The organism is Shewanella goraebulensis (assembly GCF_030252245.1).
Lineage (GTDB): Bacteria > Pseudomonadota > Gammaproteobacteria > Enterobacterales > Shewanellaceae > Shewanella > Shewanella goraebulensis.
In genome coordinates, this window is record NZ_CP126972.1 from 4196327 (window position 1) to 4208942 (window position 12616).

A 12616-nucleotide genomic window follows, 5' to 3' on the forward strand; every position below is an offset into this window, starting at 1 on the left:
AAGCTTTTGGCATTATTAAAATAACACCCGTCGAGCAATATCAGTTTATTACTGCTGATATTGTTCTGCTTTAGTGTATTTATCCACTAACGCTTGAATAGTGCCATCAGTCTTCAGTTGAGCAATAGCACGATTAATTTGCGGCATCATTTCACTGTGTTCTTTACGAAGGCGCATCACTAACACTCCTCTTGAATGCACTGACGCTAACGCAATGGGCATGCTTAATTTTTTGGCCCAATATAATGCAGGTAAATCCCCTGATATTGCCGCTTGGACACGCTGTTTATGTAAGGCTTTAATCAGTTGTTTCTCAGAACCAAAATCAACCCGAGTAAAGGCATCATCATCATGATAAAGATACCCTCTCACAGTGCCAATGGGCTCACCTTCAATCATAGTAATATCGGCCCATTGGGATTTATTTTGCTTTAAAGTGATGATGTTTTCTTGAATATTGAGGATAGGCTCAGATTGAATGAATAGCTCGCCCATATCACCTTTTGGAAACCAACTTGGACTGACAAAATCAAAATCTAATAATCCCTTTTCTAATGCTTGATTCGTGCGTTTGGGAGGAAAGTTATGTTTTTCGACTTTAATCTCAGCCATAGACAATATTTGCGGCACAAGCTCACCTAAAATCCCGGAATTTTCTACTTGTTCAGGAATGTAATAAGGCACCCATGAGCTAGAACCATTCACATTATATTTGAGGATTGTCGCAGCACTGTTCATTGAGAAAAAACAGATAATAGCAGTCACAGTAAACTGGATGATTTTTTTCAAATAATTATCCCTCACACAGTACAAGCAATAAAAAATTACCATCAAATTTCATAGTATCAACTATTTAAAGTAAAACAATTTATTAACATAGTTAAGTGTTTTTTCAGCTAGTAACGTAAAAACATCATCCTTTATTATGGCAAATACATCCGGTTCACTATTTTAATTTAGGCTTTTATGCACCTAAAGCTTATTAGGCTTAGTCTGCAACACATCAGCAAGCGCTAAACTAACTAATTGGACTTTAAACTGAACACATTTTAAGTCATAGTGAAAAATCTAAATTTAGACTCGAATAATGGATATCGATTAGATTGAAACCGCCGAATAGCAATCAAGCTGAATCAATAGAGAAGCCAACAGTTCCTCTTTTAATAGCGCCCAAATTAGGCTTTTATTTACCAGTCATTATTATTGCTGGGTTATTGCTAACATTTCCCCATAAGACACTCTCAACCTTTAGTTTATCCACCCAATTTTTCCTTGAAAACTTTGATTCTCAATTCATTCAACTTTCCAGTTTATTGTTAATAGTTGCCACCGTTATTTGCTTTAGCCCAATAGGGAAAATACGCATTGGCGGCGACCAAGCCAAAACAGAGTTTAATTTTGCTAGTTGGATAGCCATGTTATTTACCGCAGGAATGGGGTCAGGGCTGATTTTTTGGGGGGTAGCAGAACCTGTTTATCACTTTGTGAATCCCCCTGCCTTTTTACAAGATGACTTTTCATCAGTTTCAGGCGCATTAGCCATTACCTATTTTCATTGGGGATTACATGCATGGGCCATATACGCGATGACAGGTTTAGTAATGGCATGGTTTGCCTATAATCGAAATCGCAGCTTACGGATCAGTGCCAGCTTTAGCGATCAAAAACCAAAGTGGCTCAGCATATTAGATTTACTCGCGGTAGTTGCAATCATATTTGGCATGGCCGGCACCTTCGCCAATACCGTAGCATTAATTCAAACCGGGCTTGAGCAAGCCGTCGGACTTAACGTTGGCAGTGCTAGTTTCAGGATTGGTTTAATACTGTTTATTGCCGTGCTGTTTACCTTGTCATCAATTGCAGGACTCAGCCAAGGCATTAAACGTTTAAGTCAATTCAATACCTTATTTATGGTGGCGATTTTAGTGGTAGTGATTGCCCTAGTTGACCCGATTAACAGCATGAAATTAATGCTGGAATCAACGGTAAGTTACTTGCAACTACTGCCTAAAGTGTCTTTTAGCGTTGGTGAGCCAGCGAAATGGAGCCAAGGTTGGACTGTAATTTACTTAATTTGGTGGATTGCTTGGGCACCTTTTGTTGGTCCTTTTATCGCTAGAATAAGTAAAGGGCGGAGCATTAGGCAGTTTTTGTCTTGCACGATTTTATTACCTACATTGACATCAATTATATGGTTCTCAGGTTTTGCAGGCAGCGTGCTGACGCAACCTTTTGCTGCAGAAGTGATGGCAGCAGTGAATCAAGAGTATACCTTGGGTTTATTTAGCTTTTTTAGCCATTTAAGTGGCGACGGTTTTCCGTTAGGCAGCATTTTATCTGTGGCGGCGATATTGTTATTAGTTACTTTCCTTATCACCAGTGCTGATTCGTCGATATACATCACCAGTATGCTCACTGGCAGCGAAAGCCACACAGCTAAAATGCTTTGGAGTATTGTGCTAATAGCAATAACTATTGCACTTGTGACCATCAATGATGTTGATTTAAATAAACAAATCGCCATTGTTGGCGCCATTCCATTTACCTTAGTGATGAGCGCTCAAATCATATTTTGGTTAAAGGATGTGTTAATTACCAACAAAAATTTGAACTAAAAAAGCCTGATGAGAGCATCAGGCTTTTCATTGATAACAGTTAACTTAAACTGTTATTTCACTTCGGTTACTATGTCTAAATTCAGTTTCACATCCAGTGATAGACGAGCAAGCTTGTTATTTAATATTAACCTTACCTTATGTAAATCAGGCAATAACTGGTGAGACTTTTTAGGGTTAACGTTAATATTCACCATTAATTCTGGCCCAACTTTAGCAATTCCTGTCAGCATCAATTCCTGCGGGCTTGAACCATTCGCCTCAGACACACTTTCGTGAACCAATGAACAGATTTCTTTGCTGGGTTTCATCATCAGAAGCTCTCTAAATGCGCCAATTAACATCATTAATGGTACTTTAATGAAGTACGCTCCGATAAGCAGCATCATTACGGAGTCAGCATACACTGCATAGGTATACCAAGGCGTATATGTAAGAATTAACCCAACAATCAAACCAGCACACACTGCCCCACTCACAACAGTGTCCATTTTCCACAGCTTAATTTCAGCAATAAATAACCCTGAACGTTTCGGTTCATTTTGCTTAACTAAAAACCACCATACTGCGAGACAACCAAACAAGTTAACGAAACCAAATACGGCAGCGAATGACATATCAATTTCTCTACCACCACTTAAAAAGACATTGAGTGCTGATGACAAACTAAAGCCTAATAACATTAAAATCACCGCCCCTTTAATGGCGACGACAATAGGTTCAATGATGGCTTTACCAAACGCGAATTGTGAACGAGAAGAACCACGCATATAACTAGAAGCAGCAAGCGATAACATTGTGAGTAATAATCCAATTAAAGAGTAACCACCGTCAAATAATATGACAATAGAACCACTCATTAACCCTACAACCACGCCCATAACAGCAAACGATAACGCTGCTAAAGCAGATATAATAAGTAATTGTTTATCTTCTATTTTATTTTGTTCACGCATTCATTATCACCAGTAAAAACCTGTGATAAGTATTGCTTTACAAGGCTATTTTCTCAACAGCTCATCAAGTTAATAAGCCATATGATGCATAACCAATTAATTAAACAATTAAAAATCAATACCTTACATTAAATATCAGTGTCAATATTATTGACGCTGAGTGAGTTGGTATCATTTTAGTCGGTGAGATCAGAACTTAAACAGGTAATCACTGATCTGATCACACAGCCAAGATACTGGCTCAGGTATCGCGCTACCCGGCATTGAAAACATGCAATAGTCTTCATGGGTTAGACCATAAGTGTGCTTAATAACAGCCAATTTTTCACTACGTAAATGAGGACGAATAAGCGGTTCAGGTAACACGCCCCAAGCTTTCTCAGAGACTATGGTATTGAGCATGTACTCAAAACTCGAAAATCCAATATGCCTTAAGGAAAAAGGCTGTAGCTCTGGGTTATCTTTGTCGTTTAAATACACCATCACAGCTTGCATCGATTCCCGTAACTGGCTGTCTGACACTCGTTTTAAACTGGCCAAAGGGTGATGACTTTCACATACCGACATCATTCGAATCTTACCCAATGGTAAATAGTCAGTGTTGGCGTCATCTACTCGTTCAAAATCCACCCCAAAGGCAAAGTCTACCTGTCCCGTATTAACCAGATTAGCTAAATCACCACTAGATGCTAAAACTGTATTCACAGTAGTGGCATCAAAGTGATTGTTGAGGGCTAAAATAAAAGTTTGCCAGACTTCATCAGGAAAAGAGTCATCTCTTGCAAGCCAGATTTCAGAGCGAAACTTATCTATGGTTTGCTCGCAGGTCTGCTTTATTCGTTCACAAGTCGACACCACACTTTCGCAATCTTTATAGATAGATTTACCTACTTCCGACAGCACTAAACTATTGCCAGAACGGTTAAACAACTTGGCCTCTAAACTCGACTCAAGCGCTTTAATCGCCATGCTCAATTGGGTGCGATTGCTATTCAGTTGCTTAGCTGCTGCAGTCACCGACCCAGCATCAGCAATGGCGCAAAAAATTTCTAACTGCTTAAGATTCATAGATTGACCGAATGATGCCAATTAAACTTCGATAGTTACTGCTGACGAAGTTGGTATTGTGTTTGAGCTAATTGATTATATTGTTCCAATAAGCTCAGCTGATTATTTGTTTCCGAGCCATTCTGTAATGCCCCATTTTTTATAGGCTTAGCTTCTATAAACTTAGTTTGCGCGGCCATGGCTTGTAAATCAATTTTTAACTGGCCGTGGCTATCGTATTGACTAGCAAACGTGCCCATATTAATCATATCCACTTGCCAATCAGTCAACTGACCAATGACATAGTTGCCATATTGAAAGGCTTCATATTCATTGAGCAAGGTTAAAAAGTCACTGAAACCAAAACCTGTTAATTGTTTCTGTGCGGTAAATGCAGCTAAATAACCTTGTGAAACAACATCTCCCTCTCCAGCCATTGCGCGCTGAAATTGATATGAATGCCGAGTTTCATGGATTAAAAATGCCAATGAGGCAAACGCCTCTTCTTCGGCTAATTTGTCAGGATTTAAGTACACAATACCTTTACCACCCACCTCAACATCAAAGTCAAAATAGACCATTTTTTTAGGGTAGCTGTAATTATCGATAATTAGCTGTGGCGCCTCAGTGCCAAAGCTTTGCACTTCTAAAGCAAACACTTTTTTAAGCCAAGGGATTTGTTCATCTATGGTGAGTGAAGGCCAATTCTTTATGGCGTTAGTTAGAGCTTTATCCTGCGCAATAAGCTCAAGTAAGGTATCGGCATGATCGATGGTTAATTCATACGCTGGGGCTAAAAACGCCTCACTTTGAGGCTGTAAAGCAAATGCTAGTGGTGCTTGTTGTTGCAGTGTTTGGTTAGCATAAAAGCTATCGGCAATAGCTGGCAGCGAAAAGCAAGAAATGCCTATGCCTATCCATAGTATTAATCGGTTAAAAATAGAACTGTTGAGCCTAGGTTTGAACATAGTCATCGTACTTCCATAAGGGTATTTATTATTGTTATTTCGCCTGCAGAATATCACTAATATTTAGCTTGTTCAGCATCATTACGCTTTAGGCTCTAGCTTTGAGCTTTGAGTTTTGAGCTTTGAGTTTTGAGTTTTGAACTTTGAACTTTAGCCTCAGATTTATGACTAATACACTAATATAGCTACATAGTTCCATTACCTTATATTGTTACTGGGTAGAGTTTGACATGAAACCAGATCGCACCACAGCCATGCAAAATATCATATCGCAAGTCAAGTCCGAGTTTCCGTTAACCGAGCCCGAGACCTTCGTATTTGGCCCCGAGGGGAGCTGCCAAGGTTGCCCGAAAAAGTTATTAGAATTGGTCGATAGTGAAATCAGTTACTGGGAAGCTGCAATCAATAATGGTGATACCCCACAGCTAGGTGAAATCAGTCGTTTCGGCAAACTGTGTAAAAACGTCAAGCGTGGATTAGATAGAAATGGAGTGATTGATAAATATCGCGACTATCTGCAAAAAGAATAAATAGCGTAACCCACCCCCAAAAAAAGCATGCCTCCCCACATAACTCCCTATCGCGTTCAAAGTGATCTTTAATACTCTTACCTTAAAGCTTTCATCAAGTTAGCCAATGCTCTATGCTTAATTGAAGCCTAGTAATTAAAAATAACTTCAATACAATGGTCATATAATCGACAAAATAAAATGTACCTAAGTGAGGCAAGAATGGAAAAATCCAAAATAGTCGTTATTGATGATGATCCAGTATGTACTAGCATGTTGCTTGCCATTTTAGGGGATGATTATCTTGTATTGACGGCCAATTCAGGTGATGGCGCTATTGAACTACTGTCATCGGTAAAGCCAGATTTAATCTTCTTAGATATCACCATGCCCGATATCAATGGTTATCAAGTATTGAAGTATGTCAAAGAACAAACACCTAATGCAGACGTGCCTATTGTGGTCGTTAGCTCATTAGTTGAAGAATCAGATCAAGATTTTGCATTAAAACTGGGTGCAAATGATTACCTTACTAAACCTATCTTGCCAAATGCGGTGCAAAAGATGGTAGATATGTATCTAGCGTAAGCACTTTTTAGTTATTAGTCAGAAAGCATCATTTATAAAAAACGCCGTAATGATTTTTCATTGCGGCGTTTTTACATTTTTAACGTATGAAATCAGTGCTTATTTAGCGCCAGGTTCTGCGTGCTGGTTCATCCATTTCTCAACTTCGTTGTACCAGTAAATTGAGTTATTTGGCTTCATGATCCAGTGGTTTTCATCTGGGAAATAAATCATCCGTGATTCAATACCTTTGGTTTGCAAGGTACGGAATAACTCAAAACCTTGGCCTACAGGCACGCGGTAATCTAACTGACCATGTACCACTAATGTCGGCGTATCAAAGTTTTCAGCGCCGTAATGTGGCGAAATTGATTTGTAGATCTCAGGATTATCCCAGTAATCGCCAAAGCGAGTGCTGTGCACCGAGAAATCAGCAGCCATTTGCGAGTACATGTTATATACCGCAGCATGAATAAATAATGCATTAAACGGCTGATCTTTTTGACCTAAAATAATCGATGATAAGTAACCACCGTAGCTTGCACCACCTGCCACTAAACGATCGTTATCGATCCAGTCTTTCGCTTTAAACCAATCAGTCGCTTTGAATACATCTTCCAACGACTTATTTTTCCAGTCAGGGTTAATGCTGTCAGTATAATCTTGACCAAAACTGTTAGAGCCGTGGAAGTTAGGCCATGCCGTTACGTAACCCCAAGAAGCAAATGTTTGTGCATTCCAGCGGTAATGGAAACCATCAGAAATAGCACTATGAGGACCACCGTGGATCAGCATCATTAACGGATACTTTTTGCTTTTATCAAACCCTGGAGGGTAATGAACCCACATTTGTACGTCTTGGTCGTTATAACCTTTGTAGGTCACTGACTCGTAGGTACCCATATCAACATCAGCTAAAATGTCATCGTTAAAGCTGTCTAAACGCGTAGTTTTACCATTGCTTGGGTTAATTTTAACTAGACGGGCTGGGTACAAAAAACTGTCGTTAGCGGCGACGATAGTACCGTCGTTAGCTATAGATGGCGCACCGAAGTTGGTTTGTTTAGTAATCGGTTTCACTTTGCCATTTTTAGCATTGATATGAAAAATGCGTCGAGTTGCAGCATCGTCAATCGCTGCGTAAAACCCTTTGCTATCAGCCGTCCAGCTAAAGCGGGCAACAGAGCGATCCCAGTCAGTGGTGATCACACGTTCTGTGCGCTTTTTCACATCCAATAACACAAGGTTAGCAGTGTCTGCATAAAAGCCGTGGATCAGCTGGCGAGTAAAGGCTAACGTTTTTCCATCTGGGCTAAACGTTGGGCTTGAATCTGGCGCTTCATTTTTAGGGGTTAAGTTAACCACTTTACCACTGCCAATTTTCGCCATGAAAATATCAATTTTTGGATCAACCTGATTCGCCCAACCATTACTATTAAACGCAATGAGTTGCTCGTCAGGTGAAATGTCGTAGTTGCCACTGCTTTGCGATGATCGCGGCAGTTGCTTATTCAATGGCTGAGTAATCGCTTCTACTTCGCCACCTTTAGCTGGAATACGAAATAAATGAGCTTCACGGTCTTCTTCAATCCAGTGATCAAAACTTGAAAATGGCAGTGCATTCCACTGGTGCGCAGAGACTTTATTGTCTTTATTCGCTTTTAGCTGAGTTGCCATTTCGTCCCAATTTTTACCAGGGAAGATACGGCTAATGAAGTAAACATTATCACCAACCCATTTAAGGCCTTTAACGCCACCTGGCACATTGGTTAATCGCTGAGCTTCACCCGCTTTGTCCATTGGTAATAAATACACTTGACCAGCATCATCTTTATTACGCTTACTGATAAACGCGAGTGTTTTACCGTCAGGAGAGAACGTCGCTTCACTTGCACGTTGCCCTTCTGCGGTCAACGCGCGTTGACCTTTACCGTCTTTATCAAATAACCACAACTGAGTGGCGCCTTTGTCTTCAGGCACATTGTACTGAGTCACTGGGGCGATAATATATTCGCCATTTGATGAAATAATTGGATTACCAATTCGGCTTAATTGCCAAAGCACATCAACCGATAAGGTAGTATCTTGTTCCGCTTTATTTTGCACTGAAAGCGCTGATTTTGTTGGCTCTGCCGCTATTGATGCCGCAGGCATCAACAAGCACATGAGCACTATCCCAACTTTCTTCACGAGAGGACTCCTTGATTTATTTATTGTTATTTTCTTCATTACTAGCATTTTTTCGTAATGCCAGTCAGTACAGCTAGTGATGAATGTTAATCGAATTAACAACGAGAGAACGGGACAACCATCACCCTTGTTACATCAGCATAAATCCATTGTCATACTTAACAATTAAATAAAGCTTAAACCGCACTATTCCACTTAGCATCAATCGCATTAGCAAACTGTTGTTTACTTTTCACTCATATATCATCCCACATCAAATTGATACATTGATCAAAATTTCGTACTAAACATCATCAATATGTTTGCCTCCCTCCATACATTTGGCTATTTTGCCAAATAACAAAATGTTTTATCACATTTCAACCAGAAAGGACTTTGCAATGACTGAACAAGAGCAATTAAGGCTGGATGCGCGATCAGCTGTTCTTAAGGCATTAGCGCACCCAACCCGCTTATGGTTACTAGAACAGCTGCAACAAAATGAACGCTGCGTTTGTGATTTAACTGACGGTGTTAATGCTGATATTTCGACGGTATCCAAACACCTTTCAGTACTAAAACAAGCGGGGATTATCAGCAGCCGACGCGAGGGTAAAAAAATATTTTACCGCCTTGAGACGCCATGTTTGCTGAAAATGTTCGACTGCGTAGAAACCGTTATTGAAAAGAACGCCAAAAAACAAGCTGCATTACTTAAACCATAAACCTTAAGCCTTAAGCCTTCACGACCATAAGTAATTAATAAAACTCTGGTTAATTGACTTCTTCGCTGATTAGCCCGTTCCTAAGAAAAGAAGTAGAGGAATAACAAATGAAAATTGAAATACTCGGAAGTGGTTGTAAAAAATGTACTAATTTAGCCAACGACGTATCAGCAGTTGCTGAGCGTTTAGGTGTCAAAGCTGACATTGAGAAAGTCACCGATATGGCAAAGATTTTAGATTATGGGGTGATGTCGACTCCAGCGATTGTGATTAACCACAAAGTCATTACGGCAGGCACTGTGCCATCCTCTGATGAGATTGAAAACATTCTCACGCAGTCTCACTAGTCATTAAAAGGATACGTCATGAATATTCGAACAACAGTGTCTAAATGGCTACTGCCACTTGCGGTTATTTGTAGCTTTGCTGCAATGCAGATCAATGTTCAAGCTCAAGCTGCAACAGAAATAACAATCTTCCCACCAGCAGTGGAAATGACAAACAACCAAACACTTAATGTTTACTACTTCCACGGCAATGTGCGCTGCACTTCTTGCAAGCTAATTGAGAAGTATACTAATCAAGCTATTAGCTCCGGTTTTACGGAGCAAATTAAGCAAGGCGATGTGACTCTCTCGACGATTAACCTTGAAACAAAAGGCAATGAGCACTTCATTGAAGACTTCCAATTGATCACTCGCTCAGTGGTCATTGCAATCGAAAAAGACGGTGAAACATTACAATACCGCCGCTTAGATCGCGTATGGGAATTAATTAAAGATCAGCAAAGTTTCACTCATTATCTGTATCAACAAATCGGCGAACTTACCGACTCTCGCCAAGCCCATGGTCTAAGTGTCAACACTTCAGAGAGTTTAACCCATGGTTGAATGGCTGTTGGTATTAGCCAGCGCACTGTGGTTTGGAGTGCTTACCTCAATCTCACCGTGTCCACTGGCCTCAAATATTGCCGCAGTGTCATTTTTGAGTAAGCAAGTTGAGAAACCCACGCAGTCAATGCTGATGGGAGCATCATACAGTGCTGGACGTATGCTGAGCTACATAGTGTTAGCAGCTTTACTGTTACACAGTGCGATGTCTGCGCCACAAATTTCAAACTTCTTGCAGACCCAAATGAACATGATATTGGGGCCTATACTGCTATTTGTCGGTGCCTGCTTGTTTGGTTGGATTAGTCTGCCGACATCCAATTGGTCGATCTCCAATCAATTACAGCAACGCTTAGCCAAGCGTGGTCAAATCGGTGCATTCAGTTTAGGCAGTATATTTGCTTTATCATTTTGCCCGACATCTGCAGCACTATTTTTTGCATCGCTTCTACCTTTAGCTATGGCTCAGCAATCCAGCTTTTGGTTACCCGCAGCCTATGGCGTAGGCACTGCGCTACCTGTACTTATTTTTGCCTTGTTACTGCAACTAGGCACTGTAAAAGTGGCGACACTGTTTAAACAAGTGACTCTCATCGAAAAAATCACCCGACGGCTGTCTGGTGCCATTTTTATCGCAGCAGGGTGTTATTACTGCTGGTATTACTTAATTCCATTAATGAGGTAGCCAATGTTTGCTTGGTTCTCAATATTTGCCGACTGGTTTGTATACGATATTTTAGCTTTATCAAATCAAACTCAGCTTGGTCAAGCCGTCCACTTTTTTGTGGAAGATACTACTAAGATTTTTGCCTTACTGATCGTGATGATTTATGCCATAGGTTGGCTTAGAGCATCCCTTGATGTTGAGCGTGTTAGAGGTTACTTAGCAGGAAAGCCTAAAGTCGTAGGTTATGGGCTGGGAGCTGGTTTCGGCGCCATCACGCCTTTTTGCTCTTGTTCGAGTATTCCAGTGTTTTTAGGTTTTACCTCTGCGGGGATCCCTATTGGGATCACCATGGCTTTTTTACTGACATCGCCTTTAATCAATGAAGTCGCCATCTTATTATTGTTCAGTTTATTAGGCTTTAAAGTCACCCTAATTTACGCCGTAACAGGCATCGCTATTGGTGTTTTAGGTGGCGCATTACTTGATTTATTAAAGGCTGAGCGTTGGTTGCAACCTTTAGCAGCAAAAGCCTATGCCATGGGCCAAGTTGCATCCGAGCAACAGGCTGATGGCAACACGGCTGCAGCACGTAATGCTAATCCAGAAAAAGACCGAAAAGTCACTTGGCAGCAACGGCATCAATTTGCAAAATCTGAAACCAATGAGATTTTTGGCCGGGTGTGGAAATGGGTGATTATTGGTGTCAGTTTAGGCGCTGCATTACACGGGTTTGTTCCTGCAGGTTGGCTTGAGGCAAATCTAGGCGATGGCCAGTGGTGGTCGGTACCTGCCGCTGTAATGATGGGAATTCCGCTATACGCTAATGCGACAGGGGTAATACCTGTACTTGAAAGCTTATTAATACAAGGGGTGCCTTTAGGCACGACACTGGCTTTTTGCATGAGCACAGTGGCGGCCAGTTTCCCTGAATTCATTATGCTAAAACAAGTCATGCAGTGGCGTTTGCTCGCCCTTATTTTTTCAATATTATTACTGTCCTTTACCCTGATGGGGTGGGTGTTGAACATGGTTTAGTGACTGTAAATATTACCAAATACTTTTCATTCGCTCCCTATCGGGTTTCAATGATAAAATAGCCCTAGTAGTTAACTTAATATGAACATAAGGTATTGCAATGAATCCTATTATTGCCCTGTTAAAAGAGCACAATGTCAGCGATGAAAAAATCAATGAAGTGTTCCAAGCATTAACTCAAAATCCAATGATGGCAATGAACATCATCGGTCAACTGGGTATTCCAGCTGAAAAGCTACAACAGTTAATGGCAATGGTTATGCAAAACCCTGGGCTGATTAAAGAAGCAGTATTAGAGTTAGGTTTAGACTTCTCGAAAGTAGAAGCAGCTAAAGCCCAAATGCAGCAGTAAACCTAAAGGGCTAATACCCTGTATGAAATAAAAAACGGCCAATCAATGATTGGCCGTTTTGTTTTCTATAAGCTGATATTTAGTTCAAAGTGCTGTATTCAGAGTACTTTTAGCTA

The 12616-nt window shown here is 40.5% G+C and carries 14 protein-coding genes; 9 read left to right on the forward strand and 5 right to left on the reverse strand.

Annotated features, from left to right (window positions below):
• Positions 1-48: 48 nt before the first annotated feature.
• Positions 49-738, reverse strand: coding sequence for a substrate-binding periplasmic protein (locus QPX86_RS17725; RefSeq protein WP_259651254.1), 690 nt, complete (start codon positions 736-738; stop codon positions 49-51).
• A gap of 365 nt (positions 739-1103) precedes the next feature.
• Here QPX86_RS17725 and QPX86_RS17730 point away from each other — a divergent pair, with 365 nt between their 5' ends.
• Positions 1104-2615 (forward strand): BCCT family transporter, encoded by a 1512-nt coding sequence (locus QPX86_RS17730; RefSeq protein ID WP_285163387.1) that lies wholly within the window; start codon positions 1104-1106, stop codon positions 2613-2615.
• A gap of 53 nt (positions 2616-2668) precedes the next feature.
• Here QPX86_RS17730 and QPX86_RS17735 read toward each other — a convergent pair whose 3' ends face one another.
• From QPX86_RS17735 to QPX86_RS17745, 3 genes are all read right to left on the reverse strand, one after another.
• Entirely contained in the window at positions 2669-3571 is a 903-nt protein-coding gene (locus QPX86_RS17735; protein WP_220753003.1) for a cation transporter, read from the reverse strand.
• A gap of 189 nt (positions 3572-3760) precedes the next feature.
• Positions 3761-4639, reverse strand: a complete 879-nt coding sequence (locus QPX86_RS17740) for a LysR family transcriptional regulator (protein ID WP_220753004.1) — start codon at positions 4637-4639, stop codon at positions 3761-3763.
• A 35-nt stretch (positions 4640-4674) separates the two neighbouring features.
• Positions 4675-5592, reverse strand: a complete 918-nt coding sequence (locus QPX86_RS17745; RefSeq protein ID WP_285163388.1) for a hypothetical protein — start codon at positions 5590-5592, stop codon at positions 4675-4677.
• A gap of 224 nt (positions 5593-5816) precedes the next feature.
• On the opposite strand from QPX86_RS17745, the gene QPX86_RS17750 reads away from it, so the two are divergent.
• Entirely contained in the window at positions 5817-6116 is a 300-nt protein-coding gene (locus QPX86_RS17750) for a hypothetical protein (RefSeq protein ID WP_285163389.1), read from the forward strand.
• A 201-nt stretch (positions 6117-6317) separates the two neighbouring features.
• Complete coding sequence (locus QPX86_RS17755) at positions 6318-6683, forward strand: response regulator (protein WP_220753007.1); 366 nt, start codon at positions 6318-6320, stop codon at positions 6681-6683.
• Positions 6684-6782: 99 nt separating this feature from the next.
• Here the strand turns inward: QPX86_RS17755 and QPX86_RS17760 are convergent, their stop codons facing one another.
• Entirely contained in the window at positions 6783-8852 is a 2070-nt protein-coding gene (locus tag QPX86_RS17760) for an alpha/beta hydrolase family protein (RefSeq protein WP_285163390.1), read from the reverse strand.
• A 380-nt stretch (positions 8853-9232) separates the two neighbouring features.
• Between QPX86_RS17760 and QPX86_RS17765 the strand changes: the two genes are divergently transcribed.
• The 6 genes from QPX86_RS17765 to QPX86_RS17790 all read left to right on the forward strand — a co-directional run bounded on the left by QPX86_RS17765 (position 9233) and on the right by QPX86_RS17790 (position 12500).
• Positions 9233-9556: an ArsR/SmtB family transcription factor gene (locus QPX86_RS17765; protein WP_220753009.1), complete on the forward strand. Its 324-nt coding sequence runs from the start codon at positions 9233-9235 to the stop codon at positions 9554-9556.
• 107 nt (positions 9557-9663) lie between these two features.
• Positions 9664-9903, forward strand: coding sequence for a thioredoxin family protein (locus tag QPX86_RS17770; protein WP_220753010.1), 240 nt, complete (start codon positions 9664-9666; stop codon positions 9901-9903).
• An 18-nt stretch (positions 9904-9921) separates the two neighbouring features.
• Positions 9922-10446 (forward strand): nitrophenyl compound nitroreductase subunit ArsF family protein, encoded by a 525-nt coding sequence (locus tag QPX86_RS17775; protein WP_285163391.1) that lies wholly within the window; start codon positions 9922-9924, stop codon positions 10444-10446.
• On the forward strand, positions 10439-11131 hold the full coding sequence (locus tag QPX86_RS17780; protein WP_220753012.1) for an aromatic aminobenezylarsenical efflux permease ArsG family transporter: 693 nt from the start codon (positions 10439-10441) through the stop codon (positions 11129-11131). The genes QPX86_RS17775 and QPX86_RS17780 overlap by 8 nt, the downstream gene beginning before the upstream one ends.
• 3 nt (positions 11132-11134) lie before the next feature.
• Positions 11135-12148: a permease gene (locus QPX86_RS17785; protein WP_285163392.1), complete on the forward strand. Its 1014-nt coding sequence runs from the start codon at positions 11135-11137 to the stop codon at positions 12146-12148.
• A gap of 100 nt (positions 12149-12248) precedes the next feature.
• Positions 12249-12500, forward strand: coding sequence for a DUF2999 family protein (locus QPX86_RS17790; RefSeq protein WP_220753014.1), 252 nt, complete (start codon positions 12249-12251; stop codon positions 12498-12500).
• Positions 12501-12616: the final 116 nt, after the last annotated feature.